We start from the raw sequence: 26132 nt of genomic DNA on the forward strand, positions 1-26132 counted from the left end.
GAAGCAAGGTAGCACGCGAAAGCGGCGAACATAGCAGCGGCGCACCGTGCGTGACCGCAGAGGCGACACGCACAAGGGCGATACGGCGGGACATTCGAGGTTGCGTCGATGAAACCGGACAACACGATGGCGGGCGCGTCCACTGAGGCGGACGCGGCGCTCGCAGGCAGCGCGTCTCCCAGCTTCCTCGCGGGCGGCGGCGAGATGGGCGGTCTGATACGCGCCTACGACTGGCGCGCGACGCCGCTCGGCGCGCCCGACGACTGGCCACAAAGCCTGAAGACGGCGATCCGCATCATGCTCACGTCGCGCCAGCCGATCTGGATCGGCTGGGGGCCGGACCTGATCTACTTCTACAACGATCCGTACAAGTCGATCATCGGCGGCAAGCATCCCATTGCGCTCGGACAGCCGACGTCGGTGGTGTGGCGCGAAATCTGGAGCGAGATCCAGCCGCTGCTGCAGACGGCGCTCACGGGTATCGAAGGCACGTTCACGGAACAGAAGCTCCTGATCATGGAGCGCAACGGCTACCCGGAAGAGACGTACTACACGTTTTCCTATAGCCCGATTCCCGACGATCACGGCGGCACGGGCGGCATCATCTGCGCGAACAGCGACGACACCGTGCGCGTGCTCGGCGAACGCCAGTTACGCCTGTTGCGCGAAATCGGCGCGGCGACGCGCGACGCGCTGTCGTGGCGCGACGTCTGCGAGCGCAGCGTGCGCGCGCTCGAAAGCGATCCTTACGATGTCACCTTCGCGCTGTTCTATCAGACCGAGCCGGGCGGCGCTTCGGCGTCGCTGGCGGGCGCATGCGGTATCGGCGCAGGACATCCCGCCGCGCCGCAATCTATCGATGCCGCGCCCAGCCCCTTGTGGCCGTTCGCAGAAGTGCTGCGCAGCCAGCGTCTCGCCATCGTGTCGGATCTCACGGAGCGGTTTGACGCGCCGTTGCCTTCGGGCGCATGGCAACGGCCGAGCGCGCAGGCGGCCGTGTTGCCTGTACAGCCATCGGGCGAAGCGGGGCGCGGCGGCGTGCTGGTCGTCGGGCTGAATCCGTACCGGCTCGTCGACGACAACTACCGCTCGTTTCTCACGCTGGTCGCGCGGCAGATGGGCGCGGCGCTCGGCTACGCGGACGCCTACGAAGAGGAGCGGCGGCGCGCGGAAGCGCTCGCGGAAATCGATCGCGCGAAAACGATGTTCTTCTCGAACATCAGTCACGAGTTCCGCACGCCGCTCACGCTGATGCTGGGCCCGCTCGAAGAGCTGCTCGCGAAACCCGATGCGGTCAACACGGCTGACCGGCCGCTGCTCGAAGTCACGCATCGCAATGGCTTGCGGCTGCTTAAGCTCGTGAATGCGCTGCTCGACTTCTCGCGCATCGAGGCAGGGCGCATCGAAACTCATCCGCAGCCTACCGATCTCGCGATGTTCACCGCAGATCTCGCGTCGCTGTTCCGCTCGGCGGTCGAGTCGGCGGGCATGACGCTCGAAGTTGATTGCGAACCGTTGCCGCATCCCGTGTCGATTGATCGCGAGATGTGGGAAAAAGTCGTGCTGAACCTGTTGTCGAATGCGTTCAAGTTCACGCTCACGGGAAACATCGCTGTGAGTCTGAAAATGACGCAGGGCGGCAGCATCGAAATGAGCGTCGCCGATTCGGGCATCGGCATCCCCGCGCATGAGATTCCGCGCCTGTTTGAACGTTTCCATCGCGTCGAAGGCGCGGTGGGGCGGTCGGTCGAAGGCAGCGGTATCGGGCTTGCGCTCGTCAGCGAGTTGGTGCGACTGCATGACGGCGCGATTCATGTCGAGAGCGAGCTTGGCGTCGGCACCCGGTTTACGGTCGTGCTGCCGGCTACGGTATCGATGGACCCTGCGTCGAGCGACGGCGCGCGCGCAACAACGAGCGCAAACGCGCATAGCTACGCCGACGCTGCGCTGCGCTGGCTACCCGATGCGTACGCGGCCGCGAGTGCCGACGACCTGAGCATGCTGCGCGGCGCCGGCGATGAGCCATCCACCAAGATGAAGGGCGTAGCGACGGGCAAGCTGCTCGTCGTCGACGACAACGCCGATCTGCGCGACTACATGCGGCGCATTCTGTCGGCGGCGGGACATGACGTGCATGTCGCCGGCGACGGTGAGGAAGCGCTCGCCACCGCGCGCAACCTGCAGCCCGATCTGATCGTGTCCGACGTGATGATGCCGAAGCTCGACGGCTTTGGCTTGTTGCACGCGTTACGCGACGACGCCGAGCTGCGCGAGACGCCCGTGCTGCTGCTGTCGGCGCGCGCGGGCGAAGAGGCGAAAGTGGGCGGCCTCGAATCGGGCGCGGACGACTATCTGATCAAGCCGTTTGCAGCGCGCGAACTGCTTGCGCGCGTCGCAGGCAATCTGCAACTCGCGCGCTTGCGGCGAGAGACGGGCAACCGTCTACGCGAGGAATCGCGCACGCTCGAAATCCTCAACCGCGTCGGCACCGCAGTCGCGGCGGAACTCGACCTGAACCGCGCGGTGCAGGTCGTCGTCGATGCCGCGACGGAACTGACAGGCGCCGCATTCGGCTCGTTCTTCTACAACGTGCAGGACGACATGGGCGGCAGCTACATGCTGTACACGCTGTCGGGCGTACCGAAAGACACCTTCGCGAAGTTTCCGATGCCGCGCAACACACCCGTGTTCGCGCCGACATTCATGGGCCACGGCATCGTGCGCTCCGACGACATCACGAAAGACCCGCGCTACGGCCGCAACCCGCCGCATCGCGGCATGCCCGAAGGCCATCTGAAGGTGCGCAGCTATCTCGCCGCGCCCGTCGTGTCGCGTACAGGTGAAGTGCTCGGCGGACTCTTCTTTGGGCATCCGACGCCGGGTGTGTTCACTGCCCGCGCGGAGCGCCTTGTCGAAGGCATCGCCGCGCAGGCCGCGACGGCCATCGACAACGCCCGGCTCTACCAGGCCGCGCAGCGTGAAATCGCCGAGCGAACCAAGGCCGAAGAAGCGCTGCGCGAGCTGAACGAAACGCTCGAAGCGCGCGTGATCGAAGCCGTTGCGGATCGCGACCGTCTATGGGACTTCAGTGAAGACCTGCTGGTGGTCGCGGGTTTCAATGGCGAGTTGCAGCGCATCAGTCCTTCGTGGACACGCTTGCTCGGTCACGACGCGCACTGGCTCGCGTTGCAGTCGTACTTCTCGTTGATTCATACCGACGACCATTCGATGGTCAAGGCGCATCTCGAAGAACTGCGCCGCGCAGGTGCGCCGATGCGCTTCGAGAACCGGCTGAGGCATATCGACGGCAGTTGGCGCTGGATCGCGTGGACGCTTTCGCTCGATCCCGACACGAAGCGCATTCACGGCGTCGGCCGCGACGTGACGAGCGACCGCGAAACGCAGGAAGCGCTGCGCCACGCGGAAGAAGCGTTGCGCGTCGCGCAGAAGATGGAAGCCATCGGCAAGCTGACGGGCGGCGTCGCGCATGACTTCAACAATCTGCTGCAGGTGATCGGCGGCAATCTGCAACTGCTAGCCGACGACGTCGTTGGCCAGGACCGGCCCGCGCAGCGCGTACGCAATGCGCTCGGAGGCGTCGCGCGCGGCGCGAAGCTCGCATCGCAACTGCTCGCGTTTGGCCGCCGTCAGCCGCTCGCGCCGAAGGTGGTGAACCTCGGGCGTTTCGTGCGCGGTCTCGACGACATGCTGCGTCGCGCGCTCGGCGACGGCATCGAGATCGAGACGATCGTGTCGGGCGGATTGTGGAATACGCTCGTCGATCCGTTCCAGGTGGAGAACGCGCTGCTCAATCTCGCGATCAACTCGCGCGATGCGATGGACGGCCATGGCAAGCTGACCATCGAAGCGGGCAATGCATCGCTCGACGATGCGTACGCGAAGCGCCACGCCGACGTCACACCAGGCCAGTACGTGATGGTCGCCGTCACCGATACGGGCTCGGGCATGTCGGCCGATGTGCAGGAGCATGTGTTCGAGCCGTTCTTCACGACCAAGCCCGAAGGGCAGGGCACGGGCCTTGGCCTGAGCATGGTGTATGGCTTCGTCAAGCAGTCGGGCGGCCATGTGAAGATCTACAGCGAGATGGGGCACGGCACGACGATGCGCCTGTATCTGCCGCGCGTGCGCGAGGAAGAGGATCTTGAAACGGATGTCGATGCGGGGCCGGCCAAAGGCGGCGCGGAAACGATTCTCGTCGTCGAGGATGATGAAGACGTACGCACCACAGTCGTCGAGATGCTGGCGTCGCTCGGCTATCGCGTGCTGAAGGCGAAGGATGCGCAAAGCGCGCTGGCGATCGTCGAAAGCGGCGTGCCGATCCATCTGCTATTTACGGACGTCGTGATGCCAGGGCCGCTGCGCAGCACGGAACTGGCGCGCAAGGCACGCGAGCGGCAGCCGGGCATCGCGGTGCTGTTCACGTCGGGCTACACGGACAATGCAATCGTGCATGGGGGGCGGCTGGACGAGGGCGTCGAGCTATTGAGCAAGCCGTATTCGCAGGAAGCGCTCGCGCGCAAGATCCAGCATGCGCTGCGCGTGCAGTACGCGCGGCCGGAAGACGCCGTCACGCTGCAGGCGGAGGACTCGCAAACCGTCAGGTACGTCGATCGGCACAACAACGAGACCTTCGACGCGATCCGTGATCTGCGCATTCTGTTCGTCGAAGATGACGAACTGGTTCGCGTCAGCACGGCGGAGTTGTTGCGCACCTTCGGGCTCGAGGTCGCCGAAGCGGAGAGCGCGACGCAAGCGTCGCAGATGCTGGGCGAGCGCGACTTCGACGTGCTGTTGACGGACATCGGACTGGCGGGTGCGTCGGGCGTCGATCTGGCAATCGGTGCCGCCGCGCGCCAGCCTGGTATGCGCGTGATTTTCGTGACGGGCTCGGACGCGGCGCTGTCGCCGCAGCAGCAGACGCAATTGCAGGGCGCCTCGCAATTGCGCAAGCCGTACGATCCGCTCGATCTCGTCAAGGCATTGCGCGCGTGCATCGAAGATGCTTCGCCGCGTCCGGCTCAGTAGGTGATCGTCGCGATCGGGCAGCGGTGGCAGCAGCTCCTCGCGAGAAGAACGAGCCATAGCGCGCGCTTCATGGTCAAGGCGTCTTGCAGGTGAACGGGCCGAGCGTCGGCATTCTTCGTTCTCGCGGCCTCAATTCAGCATAGCGGCAATGCGATGTAGACATGTCGGCTGGCAACGGGCGTTGTATTTTTATCCGGATGATATTGCGTTTTATATTTATACCCGGATAAAATGCGAGCATCGATTCCACACGATGCGAGGCTCGACATGACAACTCACGCAATAACCTGCACGGCCTTCGAAGGCGTTCGACGACTCGCGTCGGGCGCGTTGAAGGACGTTGCGCTGGCGGTCAAGGCTGCGACGGAGCGCGACGGCGGCGCTTCCGTGCTGATCTTCGACGACCAGACCAGCCGTCCCATCGAACTCGACCTGCGAGGTTCCGCAAGCGACGTGCTTGCAAGGCTCGCCGATCAGCAGCACGATGAAGCGCGCCAAACCGAACCGGCGAGCGACGAACCTGCGGCCTCGCGCGGTCGCGGCCGGCCGAAGCTCGGTGTCGTCGCGCGTGAGGTCACGCTGCTGCCGAGGCATTGGGAATGGCTGAACGGGCAGCCGGGCGGCGCATCGGTTGCGCTGCGCAAGCTGGTCGACGCGGCGCGGAGCGCGAGCGAAGGCAAGGACCGCATGCGTCAGGCGCAGGAAGCGGCGTATCGGTTCATGACGGCGATGGCGGGCGATCTCGCCGGTTACGAAGAAGCGACGCGCGCGCTGTATGCGAACGACGCCGCCCGCTTCGATGCCATGACAGCCGCATGGCCCGTCGACGTGCGCGATCACACGCGTGCGTTGGCGAAACGCGCGCTCGATGTTGATGTTTCGGGGAATCCTTGAAGCCTGAGCGCGAAAGGCCGAAAAGCAGCAGGCGAAAAAAAACCGCTCATGCCGGGGAGCATGAGCGGAAAGTCGGAGAGTTACAACATCGCTTGCGCTACTCAATCGGGGTCACGCAGCCTGTGCAGTGTAGGGAACGGGGCATGCGTTCCGATATCAGATAACTCCCAAAGCGTGGCTCAACAACTCGGCTCCGTCCGATAGCGCGCAAACCACTTCGCGCAAACCCTCATGCCGGCTTTCTTATGCCGTGCATCCGTTCATCAAGTCCGCATAACGGGCGCCGTAAAAGCATTGCAGCCCGCCGGCCCGCGTTGCCTGCGACTCAATCCGTCAAAGCACGGCTGATGAACTGTCGAGGATCTCACGATGAAGTGGTTTGACCGCATGACTGTCTGGAAGAAGCTGTTGATCGCGTTTGCGACCGTGATCGGTTTTGGTGTGGCGGTTGGCGTGGCGGGATTGTCGGCGCTGGCGTCGATGCACGGCATCACGGAAGAAATATCGAGCCGCCATATGGACGGTCTCTACTGGATGGAAGAGGCGAACCGCTACAAGATCGACACCGATCTCGACGCCGCCAACCTCGGCTACGCGCCCGACGACGCCGCGCGTCAGAAGTTGAAGGACGACATCGTCGCGTCGCTGAAGCACATGCACGACGCGTACGGGCGTTATCGCGAGACGATTGCGGGCGACGGCGGGCAATCGCAGTACGACGACGTGCTGCGCAAGACCGAGACGTGGGAAGCGATCGTGCATCAGCAGATCGGACTGCAGCCGATACCGCAAGGCATCGATAACGCCGAACTGGTACGGCGCGCGATCGCCGCGAGTGAGGCGCTGCGTGACAAGATCGTCGCGCTGATCGACTACCGCCGCCAGCAGGCGAACGCCGCGCAGCACAAGGCGAGCGCGGAATACGCGAGCATGCGCGTGGTGCTGTCGCTGCTGGTGCTGGCGTCGATGCTGGTGGGCGCGGGGTTCGCGTGGCTGATCGCGCGACGTCTGACGCGCCAGCTTGGCGGCGAGCCTGATTACGCGGCGCAGATCGCGAGCCGGATTGCGGCGGGCGATCTGGGTGTGCGCGTCGACACGAAACCCGGCGACACCGCGAGCCTGCTCTACGCGCTCGCCAACATGCGCGAGCAACTGGCCGCGATCGTCGGCAAGATTCGCGAGTCGAGCGAATCGATCCTGCTTGCTTCGGGCGAAATCGCGCAGGGTAATACCGATCTGTCGCAACGTACCGAGGAGCAGGCCGCGTCGTTGGAAGAAACGGCGTCGAGCATGGAGCAACTGACGGCGACCGTCCGCCAGAACGCCGACAACGCCCAGCAGGCGGGCGGCGTCGCGGCCGGCGCGTCGGAAGTCGCCGTGCGCGGCAGCGGCCTGGTCGGCGATGTGGTCGAGACGATACGCGAGCTCGCAGCCGGCTCGAAACGGATGACGGACATCATTGGCGTGATCGAGAGCATCGCGTTCCAGACGAATATTCTTGCGCTGAACGCCGCCGTCGAAGCGGCGCGCGCAGGCGAACAGGGGCGCGGCTTCGCGGTCGTCGCGGGCGAAGTGCGCGCGCTCGCGCAACGCAGCGCGGTATCGGCGAAAGAGATCAAGGAACTGATCGAAAGCTCGACGTCGCGTGTGGACAGCGGCGCCGTGCTCGCCGAGCGCGCGGGCCGGACCATGACGGAAGTCACGCAGGCCGTGCAGCGGATGACGGACATCATGGGCGAGATTTCGGCGGCATCGGGCGAACAGAGCACGGGCATCGAGCAGGTGAACCGCGCGGTCGCGCAGATGGACGAGGTCACGCAGCAGAACGCGGCGCTCGTCGAGCAGGCGGCGGCTGCGGCGGGCGCGATGGCCGACCAGGCAAGGCATCTGAAGACAGCCGTTTCCGTGTTTTCGCTTTGATACGGCATGGACGCAACATCGGGACGCAACACCGCCGCGCGTACGCATTTCACGCGGCTTGTCAGCGCCAGGCGCTCTCCGTACACTCGCGCGTAGTTCAAGAATCCCATCCTGGACCGCGCTGCGACATCACGCAAAAAGGCGGCGCTTCCATACAAGATCTACGCCAATAGAGGAGAACCCCCGCGATGGCCGATTCCTATTTTCCGCGCTGGCGTGTCCAGTCGAGAGGCGTCGAAGGGCGCGTCGTCAATACAGACGAGCGTCTGCCCGGGCCGCAAATGCTGGCGATGGGCATCCAGCACGTCGTCGCGATGTTCGGTTCGACGGTGCTCGCGCCGCTCCTGATGGGCTTCGATCCCAATCTTTGCATCTTCATGTCGGGGATCGGCACGTTGCTGTTCTTCGTGCTGGTCGGTGGGCGCGTGCCGAGCTATCTCGGTTCGAGCTTCGCGTTCATCGGTCTGGTGATCGCGATCACCGGCTACACCGGTCACGGCCCGAACCTGAACATACCCGTCGCGCTTGGCGGGATCATCGCGTGCGGGGTGGTGTACGTCATCATCGGATTGATCGTGTCGGCTGTCGGCACTGCGTGGATCGAGACGCTGATGCCGCCCGTCGTGACGGGCTCGATCGTCGCGGTGATCGGCCTGAATCTCGCGCCGATCGCCGTCAAGGGCGTGAGCGGCAGCGCGTTCGATTCCTACATGGCGCTCGTCACCGTGCTGTGCGTCGGCGCCGTGGCGGTGTTCACGCGCGGCATGTTGCAGCGTCTGCTGATTCTCGTCGGCTTGCTGATCGCTTACGTGATCTACGCGATCGTCACGAACGGCATGGGCATGGGCAAGCCGATCGACTTTTCGATCGTCGCGAATGCCGCGTGGTTCGGCATGCCGCATTTCACGGCGCCCGTCTTCAGCGGTCAGGCGATGGCGCTGCTCGCGCCCGTCGCGGTGATCCTCGTTGCCGAGAACCTCGGCCACATCAAGGCGGTCAGCGCGATGACGGGACAGAATCTCGACGGCTACATCGGCCGCGCGTTCATCGGCGATGGTCTCGCGACGGTCGTGTCCGGCTTCGCGGGCGGCACGGGCGTCACGACGTACGCGGAAAACATCGGCGTGATGGCCGTTACGAAGATTTACTCGACGCTCGTGTTCGTGATCGCTGCGGTGATCGCGCTGGTGCTCGGTTTCTCGCCGAAGTTCGGCGCGGTGATCCAGACCATTCCCGGCCCGGTGCTGGGCGGCGTGTCGATCGTCGTGTTCGGGCTGATTGCGGTGACGGGCGCGCGAATCTGGGTCGTCAACAAGGTCGACTTCTCCGACAACCGCAATCTGATCGTCGCCGCCGTGACGCTGGTGCTCGGCGCGGGTGACTTCTCGCTGAAGTTCGGCGGCTTTGCGCTCGGCGGCATCGGTACTGCGACGTTCGGCGCGATCATTCTGTACGCGCTGCTGCGTCGCAAAGGTCCGCAAGAACCGGCTGTCTGATACAGACATCTGCTTGAGTACAACGGGCGCCCGCAGTTCTGCGAGGCGCCCGTTTTCTTTACTTCTTTCCTTTTCCGCGCGTCAGCAATGCGGTCTCCGACAGATCCACTTCGCGCATCAGCTTGTTCATCGTGTCGTCGTTGATCAACTGACTGCCGCGCAGGTCGAGCAGCGTCACGCGTTCGGCGCGCATCGCTGCGAGCTTCATCTGGAACTCGAATGCCTCCGAGCGACGTGCGCTTTCGGCGGGTTCCATGTCGTCGTCGAGCGTTGCGAGACGGCGGCGGTAAATGTCCATCACGCGCGCCGTCACATCGGCGGCATGTGCGGATGAGGCTTCGTCGAGATCGGCGGTCGCGGTTTCCTGATAGCGGTCGATTGCGCGGATCGCCGCCTGCGCCGCCTGAATGCGCGCCATGCGTTCCTCGGCGGCATGCGGATCGGGCCGGCGGCGCGCGCCGTTCATCAATAGCGGCAAGCCGATCACGGCGACGAACAGCGACACGAGAATCACGCCCGACGCGATGAAGATCGCGGTATCGCGTCCAGGCAGCGGCTGTCCATTCGACAACGCGACGGGCAGCGACAACACGCCCGCGAGCGTCACGGCGCCACGCACGCCCGCGATGGTCGTCATCGATACGGTGCGCAGGCCGGGCACTGCATTCGCGACGCCTTGCTTCGCCGCGCCCCGGCTCGCGAACCAGCGCAGCAGCCAGACCCACACGAAGCGCAACGCGTACAGCGCCACCGCGACGGCTGTGACATAGAAGATCAGCCGCAACTCGGAGCCGCTCGCTTCTTCATGCGCGTCGAGCAGCGCGCGGCCGATGATGTGCGGAAACTGCAGGCCGAGCAGGATAAAGACCATGCCATTGAAGACGAATTCGATCATCGTCCACGTGACGCTCGCCCGCACGCGCGCCGACGCGGGGCTCGCGGTCGTGAACGTCGAGTAGTTCATCGTCATGCCGGCGGCGACGGCGGCGAGAATGCCAGAAAACTCGAAGTGCTCAGCGAACAGATACGCGGCGAACGGAATCAGCATCGTCATCACGACGCCGGGCGCAGGGTCGCCTTCTTCGGTGAGATTGAGAAAGTGCGTCGATGCATAGCTGAAGAGCCACGCGACGGCCGCGCCTGTCGCCAGCCCGCCGAGCGCGATGATCACAAAACTCACCGATGCGTCGCGCAGCGAGAACACGCCCGTCAACGCGGCGGCGATCGCGAACTTCAGCGCGACGAGACCGGACGCGTCGTTCATCAACGCTTCGCCTTCGAGGATATGCATCAGATGCTCGGGCAAGCGGTTGCGCCCGGCGATGCCCGACAGCGCGACGGCGTCCGTCGGCGACAGCACGGCGGCGAGCGCGAAGGCGATGGGCAGCGAGATCGACGGCACCATCGCGTGAATGAAGTAGCCGACGGCGACCACCGTCATGAACACGAGACCGAGCGCGAGCATCAGGATCGCGCGACGCTGCATGAAGAACTCGCGTTTGGGGATGCGCCAGCCGTCCGCGAACAGCAGCGGCGGAATGAAGAGCATCATGAAGAGTTCGGGATCGAACGTCACGTGCAGGCCGAGACGCGGCCACGCGAGCAGCGCACCGAACGCGATCTGCACGAGCGGCAGCGGCAGCTTGAGCGGCACCAGCCGCACCACGACGCCCGAAGCGGCGACGGCGAGCAGCAGGATCAAAACGGTGAAGACGATATCCATCGGAAACGGGTGTGAGGAAACAGGCAGTGGCGCGCGACGGGAAGAGCAGCACTCGGACGACCCATCGCGACATGAAACGCCGCGTCTGGAAAGACGATGCGGCGCTCGGTCAGCCCGAAGTGTAGCCCGACCGAATGACATCGCGCTTCAAAGGCTGCAAGTCGTCCGAAAGCAAGTGCACCGTCACGGTGCATTGCACGCCCTCGTGCGACGCATGTGCGCTTCGCGCGGTGCAGCCTTCGATGCAAATTTCGTTTGTAGGTGCGCCACCGTGCGCATGGAGCTTGCTTAATAGGAACCGATAACGCACATTTCGAGGACGGCGGCGGCCCTTCGCCTTTGCGACGCGCCCGCCGTGCTTTTGCGTGAGAGGACTGCATGACGATTGCGCAACAGGAAAGAACAGCGGTGCCGCACGGCTTCGAGCTCAGCATGACCTCGGGCCTGCAGCGCTATTCGGTACAACACGGCGACCTGACGCTGACGAGCGTCTTTCAGCCGATATTCAGCCTGTCGCACATGCGTGCCGTGGGCTATGAGGGCTTGCTGCGCGCGCATGATCCATTCGACCGCGCGGTGTCGCCCGTCGATGTGTTCGGCCAGGCGGCGCGCGTCGGCGACGTGTTGCATGTCGACCGGCTCGCACAGTCGCTGCATCTCGAGAACTTCAAGGTGCTCGGCGCGGAGCGCGAGTGGCTATTTCTCAACGTGCATCCGGGCGTGCTGATCGACTCGTATCATTCGGCGGCGCTGCTGGCGAATCTGCGGCGGCTGAACCTGTCGCCGCGGCGCATCGTGCTCGAAGTGCTCGAACAGAGCGCGGAAGACCTCGAGCGACTCGCCGAAGCCGTGCGCCAGTTTCGCGAGCGCGGCTTCCTGATCGCGCTCGACGACTTTGGCGCCGGGCATTCGAACATCGAGCGCATCTGGCAGCTGAACCCCGATATCGTGAAGCTCGATCGCATCATGCTGTCGCATGCGGCGCATCGCGCGGATGTTGCATCGATACTGCCTGGGCTCGTCGCTCTGCTGCATGAGGCGGGCAAGCTGGTGCTGATCGAAGGTGTCGAGACGGAGCACGAGGCGCATATGGCGATGGAGTGCAACGTCGATTTCGTGCAGGGCTTTTACTTTGGACGCCCGCATCCGGGTCTTGCCGACGCGACGCATGCGGCAGCGTGCATTGGCGAGTTGACCGAGCGTTATCAGACGCAGACGGAGGAGCGAGAGCGGCGCAACGCATCGCGGCTTGCGCCATACATTCGCGCGTTCGAGCGCGCGGCCGAGCGGCTTGCCGCAGGCGAACTGCTCGACGAAGTGTGCTGGAATTTTCTTGCGCTCGATCACGCGGCGCGTTGCTATCTGCTCGACGACAAAGGACGGCAGGCCGGACGCAATGTCGTGCTGCGTGCCGACCGTGCTTCGCACGAAACGCGCTTCTTGCCGCTATCCGATGCGCAAGGCGCGAACTGGCTGCGCCGCCCGTATTTTCGTACGGCGATGGAGGCGCCTGAGCGCGTGCATGTGACGCGGCCCTATCTGTCGATCAACGAGGCGATGCCGTGCGTGACGTTGTCGGTGGCGACGCAGATTGGCGCGCGCACTTCCGTGTTGTGCGGCGATATCGACTGGTTCGAGGAGCCGCACTTCTGAGATCATGTGGGTTTCGTTTTCACGACGTGACTCTCTGATATGCGAAGCGAACGGGTATTGCTCGAAGTCATCGCGACGACGGTTGCCGATGCGATGGCCGCTGCGCGCGGCGGTGCGGATCGGCTCGAACTGATTACAGCGATGGGCGAGGGTGGGTTGACGCCGAGCATCGGGATGATCGAGGCCGTGGTCGCGGCGGTGTCGATTCCCGTTAATGTGATTGTGCGGCCGCATAGCCGGTCGTTTGTCTACGATGTGGATGACTTCGCGGTTATGTTGCGCGATGTGCGCGCGGCTAAGGTGGCGGGGGCCAATGCTGTTGTGATTGGGATGTTGACTGCGTCGCGTGAGGTTGATCGCGATGCGTTGTTGCGGGTCGTTGATGCTGCGGATGGGATGCCCATCACGTTTCATCGTGCGTTTGATGATGCGCGTGATTTGCATGAGGCGCTTGATGTGCTGCTTGGGTTCGATACTGTTACGAATGTGTTGACTTCAGGTGGGAAGGGTTCGGTGCTCGATGCGGTGAGTGAGGTTAGCGCGCTCGTTGCGCGGGCTGATCAATCGCATTGCACCGTGCTCGCGGGGGCTGGGCTTACCGTTGATCGTGTTGCCGGTTTTGTTCGCGCTACGCGCGTCGAAGCTGTGCATTTTGGGTCAGGGGTTAGGAGTGCTGCACCTGGTTCGGTTTGTGAGGAGAAGGTGAGGGAGGTTCGGGGTTTGTTGGGCGGGTGATGTTGTTCGGGCTGTGGGTTTGCGTTTGCGCTGGCATCCGCGCTTTGCCTTCGTGCTTCACGCGTCGCCCCTGTGCGGGGCGGCACCTACTTTTCTTTGCCGCCGCAAAGAAAAGTAGGCAAAAGAAAGCGGCTCACACCGCCAACATTTCTTCTTGCCTGAGGGCCCCCAAAGGGTCTTGCGCTTCACACGGTAACGTCTTTGTTCGCCTGCGTTGCCAACGCTTCGAACAGATGCCTCACCCGCTTCAGACACCCACACAAGAGCAGGCGGCAGCGAATGGTATGTGCCGCCCAGGTGGCAAACTGTGTGTAGGTTGTGGTGCCACACAGGTTAGCGCTCTTACCAGAAACACGAACCCTGCTTCGCGGTCCGGAGTGGTGCGTGTATGGCGCGAAAGCCTACACACAGTTTGCCACCTGGGCGGCCGAGGACTATCTGGCGCGGCGTGCTGCGACGCGGGCGCATGAAGCGGGTGAGGCGAACAGAGAGAACGTTGGCAACGCACGCGAACTGGCGCGTTGCCGTGTGAAGCGTAAGACCCTTTGGGGGCCCTCAGGCAAGAACAAGGACTGGCGGTGTTAGCCGCTTTCTTTTGCCTGCTTTTCTTTGCGGCGGCAAAGAAAAGTAGGTGCCGCCCCGCACAGGGGCGACGCGTGAAGCACGAAGGCAAATCGCGGATGCCAGCGAAAACACAAACGCGCAAAACGAACCCATCGCGAATGCCAGCGAAAAAACAAGCAAACCCCAACCAGCGTCGCAGACAAAAAAACCTACTTCGCTACAACAACAGGAATCCCCCGCAACACCCCAAAACCTTTAGCTTCCCGAAGCGCCTCCTCCACAGCCGCCCCTGTCGCGGCCTCCACACGCAACTGCGCCGCCAGCGCGCGCTCACTGCGCTTAACAGCTGCCAGATTAGCGAGCTTCACATGTCCATACCCGCGCACACGCGCATGCAACCCAGCGAGCTTGATGACATCATCCGCCGTGACGGCATCAAAAATCACAAACGCCCGCTGCATCGTTGCTTCATAGTCCGTGGACAACTCGCGCTCCATACGCCGCTCGACAGTGCGCCCAAACGGATCGAGCATCGTGCCGCGCAGCCCGCGCCACTTCGCCATAACACCGAACACGGGCCACATCCATTGACCAAACGTCTTCTTCTGCGGCGTCGCGCCGTGTTTAGTGCGTGAAATAGTCGGCGGCGCAAGATTGAACTTCACGCCGAAGTCCTTCCCGGCAACGCCTTCGAATTGCGCTTCGAGCGCAGCACGGAAAGCCGGATCGCTATGCAGGCGCGCGACTTCGTATTCATCCTTCACCGCGAGCAGTCGATAAAACGTCGTAGCAACAGCGCGGCTCAAGCGCTCTTCAACCTCATCTGCGCCTCCGAGCTTGTGCTCAGCCTGACGCGCCGCATCGACCAGCGCACGATAGCGCTTCACATAAGCCGCGCCACCATACGCCAGCAAACGCGCTTCGCGATCCGCGACCAATGCGTCGAGTGTCTCCAGCGAATCAGCAGCCTGCACCGCATGACGCTGCGTCCACAGCGCCTCCAGTCCGGCAGGATCAGCGGCAGCCATACGGCCAATCGAAAACGCCAACTGGTTCATCTGCACCGCGACATTGTTCAACTCGATTGCCCGCATCATCGCGGCGAACGACACAGGCACGAGCCCCAGTTGCCACGCAAAGCCAAGCATCAGAATGTTCGCGCCGATCGTGTCGCCAAGGAAACGCGTCGCGAGCGCCTGTGCATCACACGACGACATGCGCTCTTCACCCGCCGCGTGACGCATCTTGTCGATCAGCGCATCCGCATGCAGATTCGCATCCGGATTCTGCACGAACGAAGCATTCGGAATCGCATGCGTGTTCACGACGATGCGCGTGCGGCCGTGACGCACCGTTTGCAACGCATCCGCGCCCGCGCCGACCACCATGTCGCAGGCGAGCAGCACGTCGGCCTGTTGCGTGTCGATGCGCACCTGGTTCAGCCATTCGTCGCGCGCGGCGAAGCGCACGAACGACAGCACCGAACCGCCTTTCTGCGCGAAGCCCATGAAATCGAGCACCGAAGCGCTCTTGCCTTCCAGATGCGCGGCCATGCTGATCAGCGCGCCGACCGTCACGACGCCCGTGCCGCCGACACCCGTCACGAGGATGTCGTAGGGCGCGGCGTCGAGGTGCGTCGCAGGCGTAGGCAATGCGTCGACGCGCGCGGCGAGCGCGGCTGCATCGAATGCGACGCCTGCCGCCTTCTTCAGCTTGCCGCCTTCGATCGTTACGAAGCTCGGGCAGAAGCCGTTCACGCACGAGTAGTCCTTGTTGCACGATGACTGATCGATGCGACGCTTGCGACCCAAAGGCGTTTCAACGGGTTCGACGGACAGGCAGTTCGACTGCACGCCGCAATCGCCGCAGCCTTCGCAGACTTCTTCGTTGATGAAGAGGCGCTTGTCCGGATCGGGAAACTCGCCTTTTTTGCGGCGGCGGCGCTTCTCGGCGGCACACGTCTGGTCGTAGATCAGCACCGTCACGCCGTCGATATCGCGCAGTTCGCGTTGCACCTTGTCGAGTTCGCTGCGGTGATGGAACGTCGTACCCTTCGGGAACTGGTCATGATGGCCGTCGTACTTCTCCGGCTCGTCGCTGACCACGACAAAGTGCGACACGCCTTCCGCTTCGACCTGACGCGCGATCTGCGGCACCGAGATGCTGCCGTCGACCGGTTGGCCACCCGTCATCGCGACGGCGTCGTTGTAGAGAATCTTGTAGGTGATCGTCGCTTTCGCTGCGACCGCCTGGCGGATTGCGAGAATGCCCGAGTGGAAGTACGTGCCGTCGCCGAGATTCTGGAATACGTGGCGCGTCTTCGTGAACATCGAATGCGAGGCCCAGTCGACGCCTTCGCCGCCCATCTGGATCAAACCCGTCGTGTCACGCTCCATCCACGACGCCATGAAGTGGCAGCCAATGCCCGCCTGCGCAATCGAACCTTCAGGCACTTTCGTCGATGTGTTGTGCGGGCAGCCCGAACAGAAGTAGGGCGTGCGCTTCACGGCATCGGCGGCATTCGACAGAATTTGCGGCGCGACGAGATCGACCACGCGCTCGCGGCGGTCGAGCGCGGGCTTGTGCTTCGCGAGCCAGTTCGCGAACACGGGCAGAATGCGCGACGGCCGCAGTTCACCGAGCGACGACAGCAGCATCGAGCCATCTTCCGCATGCTTGCCGACGATCACGGGGCGCGCGCCTTCTGTGCGGTTGTACAGATAGTCCTTGATCTGCTGCTCGATCACGGGTCCCTTCTCTTCGATCACGAGCACTTCCGACAGACCGGAAACGAACGCGTCGATGCGTGTCATTTCGAGCGGGAACGACAGGCCGACCTTGTAGATGCGCACGCCCGCCTGCTCCAGATCGGCGACGGTGAGATCGAGCCGGCGCAACGCTTCCATCAGATCGAGATGCGCCTTGCCGCACGTGATGATGCCGACGTTCGCGTGCGGGCTCGGCGCGATCCACTTGTCGATGCTGTTGAAGCGCGCGAAGTGCCGCACGGCGTCGAGCTTCGCGTGCAGACGCTGTTCGATCGTGAGACTCGGCAAGTCGGGCCAGCGGTTGTGCAGGCCGCCCGCGGGCGCCTGAAAGCCTTCGGGCGTGGGCCAATCCATCTGCAACGCGTCGAGATCGACGGTCGAGCCCGATTCGACCGTTTCCGAAATCGCCTTGTAGCCGACCCACGCACCCGAGTAGCGCGACAGCGCCCAGCCGTAGATGCCGAACTCCAGCATGTCCGCGATGTTCGACGGGTTCACGACGGGCATGTGCCACGCGATCATCGCGAAGTCGCTCTGATGCGGCATCGACGATGACACGCAGCCGTGGTCGTCGCCCGCGACGACCAGCACGCCGCCATGCTGAGACGAGCCGTAGGCGTTGCCGTGCTTGAGCGCGTCACCCGCGCGATCGACGCCTGGGCCTTTGCCGTACCACATCGCATACACGCCATCGACTGTGCGTTCCGGGTCCGCCTCGACGCGCTGTGTGCCGAGCACGGCCGTGCCGCCGAGTTCCTCGTTGATCGCGGGCAGGAAGCGGACGTCGTTCGCTTCGAGCAGTTTCGTCGCTTTCCACAACTGCTGGTCGACCATGCCGAGCGGCGAGCCGCGATAGCCACTGATAAAGCCGGCCGTGTTCAGGCCGCTTGCCTTGTCGAGCTGGCGCTGCATCAGCGCGAGACGCACGAGCGCCTGCGTGCCTGTCAGGAAGATGCGGCCGCGCGTGGCGGTCAGATTGTCCGAGAGGTGGTAGTCGGCGAGTGCGGGGGTGCCGTCGATGGGTAGACGAGCGGTCATTGTGGAGTCTCCGTTTTATGCTTTTCGCTAGCGGCATCGTGTTGTGCTTGCCGTCGCAGCGAAAGAGACTCCATTCTTTCGCGTCAATTGGAGAAGTTTTTTGCTACTTTTTGTCGCTGATCCATTTACTGCGACATGATTCCAGCCATTCGGGCTCGTATTGAGATAGATCCACCGCCTTCGGATCGCGGCCTGTCGGAAGGGCGATTGAGAGCGTTACCTGGAATGGCTATGGATACATGCCTATGCCATCCAGGCGAGGTTCGTGAAGCCCGCCCTTGGGTTACGCTATGCCAAGAGCTTTGCAACCCACAGGAGACGGACAATGAAACTGTACTACTGGCCGAAAACGCGGGCTTTCCGCGCGCTGTGGATGCTCGAAGAAATCGGTGAGTCCTATGAACTCGCGCGCGTGAATCTGCGCGCAGGCGAGCAGGACACCACCGATTTCCACCACGTCAATCCAATGTGCAAGCTGCCGGCGCTCGACGACGGCGGCGTGCAGGTCGCCGAATCGGGCGCGGTGCTGCTGTATCTGGCCGACCGTTTTCCCGAAGCGAATCTCGGCGCGCCCGTCGGCGATCCGTTGCGCGGGCGTTTCCTGCAGTGGCTTTTCTTCACGCCAGGCTGTCTCGAACCGGCAATGGCGGAAAAGATGACGGGCGCGTCGGGCAATTCGTTCAGCTTCGGCTGGGGCAGCCTGGAGCGCGTGAAGGCGGCCATCGATATGGCGCTCGATGAAGGCGACTGGCTGCTCGGCGAGCGCTTTTCCGCCGCCGACCTGCTGCTGGCGAGCACGCTGCAGATCGCATTCGTCGCGAAGCTGCTCGAGCCGTCCGGGCGCATCGGCGGGTACGTCGAGCGGGCGATTGCGCGCGAAGGGCACGTGCGGGCAATGGCGATCGAGCAACGTGAAATCGACGCGTTGAAGGCGAAGCAATAGCCGCCGCGTGGAAAAGCCAGGCGCTCAGCCCGTCGGCGCCTGCTGCAGTTCGTGCGGCTGGAGTGGCTCCACATCGTCGAAATGTGTGTAGTCGATATGGCTCACCCCGTTCACTTCGCGGATCAGATCGACGAAGCGATGCTGCCAGCGTATGTCGTCGCTGAGCCACGAATAGCGCGCCTGCATCGTCTGCGCGGTGTTTTCGTCGGAACCTTCTATCGTGATCAGCAGCGACGCGTCCTGCTCGGCGAGGCTCTCCGGCGTCTGACCGAAAAGCGGGCTGGCTTCGTCGATGATGTGCATCAGGTTCCAGCCAAGGTAGAACATCGGCTGTTGATCGCGCACCAGCCGCAGGTCGTAGATTTTGCGCAGCACGTAGCCTTCCGACGAGCGCTCGACGCGCATCAGCCGCAGCCGCGCACGAGCCTCGACGATCACGTTTTGCCGCGCGTTCGCGGTACGCACCATCAGCGTGGTGCGTCCGTCGATGGGGCGTACAACCGCGTATTGCGAGAACATGATCTTCGCGCGCGGCCGCGAAAAGCGCGCGAAGATCAGCCCCGTGGCCAGCGCAATGCCCGACATGCCGACGAAAATCTCAAGCGTCGCGACGAGATGCCCGTAAAGCGTGCGCGGATGCATGTCGCCGTAGCCGACCGTCGCGAGCGTCTCGACGCTGAAGAAGAAGGCGCCCGCAAAGCCCTGCGGATTCTGATTGGCGATGGCGCCACCGCCGAGTTCGTACAGCGACGCGAAGACCGAATTCAGCACGAGAAACAGTAACGCGAGCGAGATGAAGAACACCGGCCAGCTGATCGTCAGCGCGCGGTGATAGAGGTCCTGCCAGACGCGCAGCGGCAAGCCATGCGCGATCACAGTGTGCGAACGCACGCGAATTTTCCGGTCGAGTATCCGGCCTTTGCGCGCGCGGTGAGAGTTGGATTCGGGCGGGGTCGCGCTCATTCTTTTTCTGTTCTGCTAACGGGTGTATTGCGCAGCGTCGCGGCGCGGCCGTGATGCCGGTTGCGCGCTGCGGCGTGTAGTGTAGCCCGTCCGCCAGGTTACGGGCGGCAATGCGTGACTTCAGGCGACGCGACCGTCGTCCGCTCAGGGAAAGGCGCGCGGCTTCGGTACGCCCGCGCCGTGCTCGATATCGGCAACGGCCTGCTGATGCGCCGTTTCGACAGCTTCGGCTTCCGTCGCGAAGCCCGTGTCGCCGCCTACCGTGGTCCAGCGTTGCACGGGATGATCGCGATGCCGGATTTCGTACTCCGCGTCCCAGCGCGCGCCCTGTAGTTCGAGTGGCCGCACGTGTATCGCGTACACGCCGTAAAGAAAGAGCGGTTCTGCCATGATCGCCTCCGCCTGTTCAACGAAGAAAACGTCGTAGGCGCGGCGCGCGGCTGACGCGCCACGTATCGTTCAATGCGAAAGCCCCGTGCCTATAGTTCGAGTTCGCCGAGGATTCTGTGGGCCAGCGCCTTCGCGTCTTCGAGTGCTTCGTCGGCTGTCGGCGACGTGGCTTCGACTTCGTAGAGCGTGTCTTCTGTCTCGTCGCCTTCGTCGCGCGACAGCGCAACGACGCCCTGGTATTGCCCGCCATCTACCGGGCGAACGCTCGCCGTCGCCGTATAGAGACCTTTGGTGTAGGTGACGTCCTCCATGATGCATCTCCTGCAAGGGGGAGATTCCATCCTAGCACGCGATTTCGACGCTCACATGTCGGCGCCCAACGGCGTGCTCACCGGGTCTTCCAGCGCGTTTGCATGCCGCCGCGCAGCGGACGGAGTTGCCGGCCAGGCGCTTGCACCGGCAGCTTCTTCCGACAGCATCGGCGCATCAATCCTGCAGCAGCGATACCACTTCATCGAGCGTCGGCGAATGCGCGCCCGAATGGCGGCAAGCCGCCGCGCCTGCCGCGAGCGAGAACGCCAGATGCTCTTCCCACTTGCGTTGCGGCGCCGTCATCAAACTGAACAGCAGTCCGCCGATCGACGCATCGCCCGCGCCGACCGTATCGGCGACGGCCACGCGCGGCGGCTTCGCTTCGACGATCCGGTCGCCGTCGACCAGCGTCGCCGTCTCCGAGCCGCGCGTGACGAGCACGATCGCTTTCGGGTTCATCGCGCGTAGTTGCGTGAGGGCGGCCGCTTCGTCGTCGGTCTTGAACAGCAGCCGCAGGTCTTCGTCCGATACCTTGATCAGATCGGCGAGCGACGCCATCTGGCGTAGCGTCGGCTCGTAGCCGTGCTCCATCAGGTTGCGGTAGTTCGGATCGAAGCTGATCTTCACGCCGCGCTCGCGCAGGTCGGCGGCGAGCTTCGCGAGTGTCGCGCCGAGCGGCTGGCGCACAAGGCTGATGCAGCCGAAATGCGCCCACTTCACGTGCGACATCCAGCCCTCGGGCAGCTTCGACGGATCGAAAGCGAGGTCCGCGCTGTTGTCGCCCATGAAGAAATACGCGGGCGGATGCGTCTGATGCACGACGGCAAGCAGCGGCGCGCGCTCGACACGCTGCATGAAGCGCATGTCGAGGCCCGCGGCGACGCTCGCGTTCCACAGGTCGTCGGAAAAATTATCGACGCCGAGCGATCCGGCGCAGGCCGTCGGCAGACCCAGCCGCGCAACCGCGCGAGCGACGTTCCAGCCCGCGCCGCCGGGAACCGACAGCCAGCTTGCAGGACCCGTGCGCACGAGATCGGTGAGGATGTCGCCGGCGGAAACGAATTCGGGAAACTCAGCGTGAAATTCAGGGCTCGCGCTCATGTTGCTCACCGTACGAGGTTATTCGGACGCGCTGGAAGGCTGCACTGCGGGTTGCAGTGCGTGCAGCAGCACTTCGTAGCATGCGCCCATCGTGTGATAGTCGGTCTTGCCGGCCGGGCTCTTCTCGTCGCTGTATTTGCGGTTGTCGCACGTGAGAATGCGGTACCACGCGCCATAACGATGATCGACGAAATGCGCCCAGCTGTAGCGCCAGATCTCGTCGTACCAGTCCCAGAAGCGCTCATTGCCCGTGCGCTGGCCGAGCAGCGCGGCAGTCGCGAACGTTTCTGCCTGCACCCAGAAGTACTTGTCGTGATCGCAGACGGTGTAGTCCGGGCCGAAGCCGTAGTAGAGGCCGCCGTGATCGTTGTCCCACGCGTGCGTCATCGCGGCGTCGAACAGTTCGATCGCGCGCGGCAGCAGCCACGGCAGCGGACGGTGGCGCTCCAGGATCAGCAGCAGCTTCGCCCACTCGGTCTGATGGCCGGGCTGGAAACCCCACGGACGGAAGATGTTCGAGCTGTCTTCCTCGTTGTAGTGCCAATCCACCGACCAGTCCGCGTGAAAGTGCTCCCACACCAGACCTTGCGACAGCTTCGCCTGACGCAGCGTGATGTTCGTCGCAACGCGCTCGGCGCGGTCGAGGTACACGAGATGGCCCGTCGCCTCGTACGCGGCGAGCAGCGCCTCTGTGGTGTGCATGTTCGCGTTCTGGCCGCGATACGAGTTCACGCTCCAGTCGGGCGTGGCTTCGTCCGCGTACAGGCCGGCTGCCGGGTCCCAGAAGCGGTGCTCCATCAGCTCGAAGGTCGCGGCGATCATCGGCTTCGCTTCTTCGATGCCCGCCATCGCCGCGTGCGCGTACGCGAGCAGCACGAACGCAAGGCCGTAGCAGTGGCGCGTCGCGTCGAGCGTGCGCCTGTGGCCGTCGCGCCAGTCGATCTCCCAGTCGTAGCCCTGGTGATGCGGGTCCCAATGGGCATCGCGCAGAAACTTCAGGCCGTGCTGCGCGTACTCCAGATGCTGCGGGTCGCCGAACTGCCGGTACGCCATCGCGTAGTTGAATACGTAGCGGCAACTGCTGACGAGGTGACGCGTCGCGCGGTTGTAGATCGTGCCGTCGTCGCGGAAGAAGTGGAAGAAGCCGCCGCTCGGATCGAGCACGTTCGGCGCGTAGAAGCGCAGCGTGTCCTCGACGTGCGACAGCAGGAAAGCGCCGTCGCGGAAGCTCGCGACAGGCGGCACCTTGTGATTGGCGGTGTTGTTCGAAAGAGTCGTGTCGGGTTGTTTCATGGCATGTTCACCGAGGTACTGGCACGGACAACGAGTTGGACCGGAATACGAATGTCGAGTGCGGACGGCGTGTCTTCGAGCAGCAGTTCGACGCCGCGCCGGCCGAGCGCTTCTTTATCGACGGCGATCGTCGTGAGCGGCGGGCGCGCGTGCGCGGCGGCGGGAATGTCGTCGAAACCGACGATCGCGATGTCTTCGGGCACGCGCAGGCCGCGCGCGAGACACACGCGCAGCGCGGCGAGCGCGGCGAGGTCGTTGTATGCGAAGACGGCGTCGGGACGCGGGCCGGGGCGGTCGAGCAGTTGCTCCATCGCGAGTGCGGCGCCGGCGTCGGGGTCGAGGCCGGCGTCGATCGTCACTTCCAGCGACGGATCGAACAGCAGTCCGGCTTCGAAAAATGCGCGACGGTAGCCGAGCGCGCGCTGCGCGATGCTGTAGTGCGCAAGCGAGCCACCGATGAACGCGACGCGCGTGCGCTTCTGTGCAAACAGATGCTGCATCGCGAGCGCGGCGCCCGCCTGGTTGTCGAGATTCACGGTGCGCAGGTTGGGCGCCCACAGGTCGATCAGCACGAGCGGGCGCTTCATCGCGACGAGCGTCGTGAGCGTTTCCGGCTCGACGAACCCTGCGACGGCGATCGCGTCGGGCGCATGCAGGCGCATCTGCTGGACGACGTCCTCGGTGGGGCCGGCTGTCAGCACGGACGGCACGATGCCCCGCTCGCGGCACGCGTCTTCGACGCCGTGCAGCACGTGCGAGAAGAACGGGCTGACAGCGAAGTTGTTGTGATGACGATGCAGCAGGAACGTGAGCCGGCGTATGCGTGGGCGCAGTTGCGCGGAATCGTAGCCGAGCCGGCGGGCCGTTTCGACGACGCGCTCGCGCGTCGTTTCCGACAAACCGGGCTGATTCTTCAGAGCGCGTGAGACGGTGCCGATCGACACGCTGGCCGCGCGAGCGACGTCGCGGATCGTTGTAGCCATCGAAAAAAGCGGCGGCGCGAGAGACGCGCAGCGGCGGAGTTCAAGTTCGGCTGATTGTATAGTAAAACGATCGCACGAAACCCTCGCTCAGAGGCTTTCGATACGCGTAGATACCCGTATACAGGCGCAGTGAAGGTGAATTGTTTGTTTAGTAAAATGCACTAAACGGCGCGTTGGATTCATCAATCGATACGGACGCCAGCGAGGTCGTGGCCGCAGGCGAGTGCGTGCCGCGTTGCTCGGGAATGGGAAACACGAATGGTGAACGCGCAGTCCGAACCTTGCTACCAAGGTGACTGTCCGTCGTGACAGGGGAATGTCGTTGCGGCGTGCTTTGCCGCTGGAGATGACGGCGTAGGCCGGACCTGGGCGAAGAACTTCAGTCGACGGTGGCCGCCGTGCGCCCTTGCAGCAACATCTGGCTTTCTTTGAACCCGATCACCACGAGACCGGACGCGTCGCTTTTCGCGCGCCGCTTCGCGAGCGCCGCCACCGATGCAATGTCTTCGCTGCTATACACCGCTTCGCCCGATTGCGGCTGAACCAGCACGCAGCCGATCGCCATCGTCACGAAGCCGAAGAACGTCGGATTGCCGCGCCGGTCCTCGCCGTGGATGCCGCCCGCGAGGCGGTCGCCCGGCGCGTAGTAGCGCTGCGCGCCTTCGTTGAACACGTGAATGGCGCGCTCCGCGCGCTCGCGCCAGTCCTCGCTCTGGAACAGGATCAGAAAATCGTCGCCGCCGACGTGGCCGAGAAAATCGCGCGTCGGATCGCAGACTTCCGCGAGCACGTGCGCAGCGAACTTCAGCACTTCGTCGCCTTGCCAGTAGCCGTACTGGTCGTTGAACGGCTTGAAGTGATTCAGGTCGACGTAGCACGCATAAAAGCCCGCTTCGTGGCCGAGCAACCGCGTGATGTGCGAGCTGATCGGAATGTTGCCCGGCAGGAAAGTCAGCGGATTCGCGTAACGGGCCGCCTCGATGCGCACTTCGGTTACCGCGCGCACGAGGCTTTCACCCGTGCCGAGGCCGACGTACTTGCCGTTCTCGGTGATGACGAAGCCGTCTGCGAGGTAGCGCTGGTCGTCGCTGGCGAGCAGCTTGGCCATGTCTTCGACCGTCATCGATTTTTCGATGACGACGGGCGACGCATTCGCAAACAGCAGGCATGGCCGCTTGCCGAACAGCTCGCGGTGGTAAGGCAGCGCATAGCGGTCCATGAACGCGCGCCGGTTGATCAGCGCGACAGGCTCGTTCTGCTCGACGACGGCGACGGCATGCAGATTCGGCAGACGGTTGAAGAGTTCGAGCACGTCATTGTTGGTCGCGTTGCGCGGCAGGGCGGGCGCATGCACCACCATCTTCGCCGATGCCATCCCGCCCGACGGCGACGCGCTCACCGCGCGCGTCGCCTCGGGGAACACGGCGATATGACCGGCGCGCAACGCCTCGCGCGCGTCGTCGGAGACCTTGCGCGGCGGGTGTGCATTTGGCTTGCCGAAGAAATAGCCCTGGCCGCAGGCGATCCCCATGTCGCGCACGACGATCAGATCCGCCTCGTTTTCGATCCCCTCGGCGACGAGCTTCGCGCCGCTCGCGGCCGCGAAGTGCTGCATCGCCTTGACGGCTTCGAACTTGAGCGCGTCGCTGGCAATGTCGTGAATGAAAAACCGGTCGATCTTCACGACGTCCGGCTGCAGGCGCACCCACAGATTCATGCTGGCGTTCGCGGTGCCGTAGTCGTCGAGCGCGAACTGGGCGCCGGCCATGCGCAGCATGGTGATGGCGGGCAGGAAACTCGCGACGTCGGGAATCGCGCTCTGCTCGGTCAGTTCGATCACGATGCGCTCGGCATCGACGCCCATGGCACGGAGCATCACGAAGGTGTCTTCGCGGTTGTCGGCGAGTTGACGGATCGCACCGGCGCTGAAATTCAGGAACAGCTTGCCCTCGTACTTGAGCTTCGCGAATGCCTCGATGCAGGTATGCGCAGCGGCGCGCTCCAGTGCGATCACGCTGCCTTCGGCCGCTGCCTGCGCGAACAGCGCGTACGGCGCTTCGAGCGCGGAACCGGCCGGTCCGCGGATCAGCCCTTCGTAGCCGAGAATCGCGCCGTCGTCGAAATCGACGATCGGCTGGAACACGGCGGACAGGTCACGCTGCGCAATCAGATCGACGATGCGCGGCGCTGCGATGGTGGAGAACGAGCGTTGAGGCATGACAGACGGCCGGAGCATTGGACCGTCGGCTTATCGGCAGCAAGTGGCTGAAATTAAATGAATTTTTAATGACGCCGCGCACCGTTCTGGTG

Annotated in this window: 16 protein-coding genes; 7 read left to right on the forward strand and 9 right to left on the reverse strand. The window is 63.9% G+C overall.

Annotated features, from left to right (window positions below; all coding sequences use genetic code 11):
* The first annotated feature begins 108 nt into the window (after positions 1-108).
* The 4 genes from H1204_RS00765 (at position 109) to H1204_RS00780 (ending at position 9356) form a co-directional block, all read left to right on the forward strand.
* Positions 109-5046: a response regulator gene (locus H1204_RS00765; RefSeq protein ID WP_180729401.1), complete on the forward strand. Its 4938-nt coding sequence runs from the start codon at positions 109-111 to the stop codon at positions 5044-5046.
* 267 nt (positions 5047-5313) lie between these two features.
* Positions 5314-5940: a DUF2239 family protein gene (locus tag H1204_RS00770; protein WP_180729402.1), complete on the forward strand. Its 627-nt coding sequence runs from the start codon at positions 5314-5316 to the stop codon at positions 5938-5940.
* 369 nt (positions 5941-6309) lie between these two features.
* Entirely contained in the window at positions 6310-7860 is a 1551-nt protein-coding gene (locus tag H1204_RS00775; RefSeq protein ID WP_180729403.1) for a methyl-accepting chemotaxis protein, read from the forward strand.
* 188 nt (positions 7861-8048) lie between these two features.
* The gene (locus H1204_RS00780) at positions 8049-9356 is read left to right on the forward strand and encodes a solute carrier family 23 protein (protein ID WP_180729404.1); all 1308 of its coding nucleotides are present in this window, start codon (positions 8049-8051) and stop codon (positions 9354-9356) included.
* Between the two features lie 58 nt (positions 9357-9414).
* On the opposite strand, the gene H1204_RS00785 is transcribed toward H1204_RS00780, so the two are convergent.
* Entirely contained in the window at positions 9415-11079 is a 1665-nt protein-coding gene (locus H1204_RS00785) for a Na+/H+ antiporter (protein WP_180729405.1), read from the reverse strand.
* Positions 11080-11457: 378 nt separating this feature from the next.
* Between H1204_RS00785 and H1204_RS00790 the strand changes: the two genes are divergently transcribed.
* Both H1204_RS00790 and H1204_RS00795 read left to right on the forward strand, forming a co-directional pair.
* Positions 11458-12732 carry an EAL domain-containing protein gene (locus tag H1204_RS00790; RefSeq protein ID WP_180729406.1) on the forward strand — a complete coding sequence of 425 codons (1275 nt, stop codon included), beginning with the start codon at positions 11458-11460 and terminating at the stop codon, positions 12730-12732.
* Between the two features lie 39 nt (positions 12733-12771).
* Entirely contained in the window at positions 12772-13467 is a 696-nt protein-coding gene (locus H1204_RS00795; RefSeq protein WP_180729407.1) for a copper homeostasis protein CutC, read from the forward strand.
* A gap of 773 nt (positions 13468-14240) precedes the next feature.
* On the opposite strand, the gene H1204_RS00800 is transcribed toward H1204_RS00795, so the two are convergent.
* Entirely contained in the window at positions 14241-17837 is a 3597-nt protein-coding gene (locus H1204_RS00800; protein WP_180729408.1) for an indolepyruvate ferredoxin oxidoreductase family protein, read from the reverse strand.
* Positions 17838-18162: 325 nt separating this feature from the next.
* Between H1204_RS00800 and H1204_RS00805 the strand changes: the two genes are divergently transcribed.
* On the forward strand, positions 18163-18780 hold the full coding sequence (locus H1204_RS00805) for a glutathione S-transferase (protein WP_180729409.1): 618 nt from the start codon (positions 18163-18165) through the stop codon (positions 18778-18780).
* 24 nt (positions 18781-18804) lie between these two features.
* Here the strand turns inward: H1204_RS00805 and H1204_RS00810 are convergent, their stop codons facing one another.
* From H1204_RS00810 to H1204_RS00840, 7 genes are all read right to left on the reverse strand, one after another.
* Complete coding sequence (locus H1204_RS00810) at positions 18805-19743, reverse strand: ion channel (RefSeq protein ID WP_180729410.1); 939 nt, start codon at positions 19741-19743, stop codon at positions 18805-18807.
* A 144-nt stretch (positions 19744-19887) separates the two neighbouring features.
* Entirely contained in the window at positions 19888-20133 is a 246-nt protein-coding gene (locus H1204_RS00815) for a hypothetical protein (protein WP_007577858.1), read from the reverse strand.
* An 89-nt stretch (positions 20134-20222) separates the two neighbouring features.
* Positions 20223-20444 carry a hypothetical protein gene (locus H1204_RS00820; RefSeq protein WP_042314419.1) on the reverse strand — a complete coding sequence of 74 codons (222 nt, stop codon included), beginning with the start codon at positions 20442-20444 and terminating at the stop codon, positions 20223-20225.
* Positions 20445-20619: 175 nt separating this feature from the next.
* Positions 20620-21546: a carbohydrate kinase gene (locus H1204_RS00825; RefSeq protein ID WP_180729411.1), complete on the reverse strand. Its 927-nt coding sequence runs from the start codon at positions 21544-21546 to the stop codon at positions 20620-20622.
* A gap of 18 nt (positions 21547-21564) precedes the next feature.
* Complete coding sequence (locus H1204_RS00830) at positions 21565-22839, reverse strand: AGE family epimerase/isomerase (protein WP_180729412.1); 1275 nt, start codon at positions 22837-22839, stop codon at positions 21565-21567.
* Positions 22836-23822: a LacI family DNA-binding transcriptional regulator gene (locus tag H1204_RS00835; RefSeq protein WP_180729413.1), complete on the reverse strand. Its 987-nt coding sequence runs from the start codon at positions 23820-23822 to the stop codon at positions 22836-22838. The genes H1204_RS00830 and H1204_RS00835 overlap by 4 nt, the downstream gene beginning before the upstream one ends.
* Positions 23823-24201: 379 nt before the next feature.
* Positions 24202-26040: a phosphodiesterase gene (locus H1204_RS00840; protein ID WP_180729414.1), complete on the reverse strand. Its 1839-nt coding sequence runs from the start codon at positions 26038-26040 to the stop codon at positions 24202-24204.
* Positions 26041-26132: the final 92 nt, after the last annotated feature.

Source organism: Paraburkholderia sp. PGU19 (assembly GCF_013426915.1).
Taxonomy (GTDB): Bacteria; Pseudomonadota; Gammaproteobacteria; order Burkholderiales; family Burkholderiaceae; genus Paraburkholderia.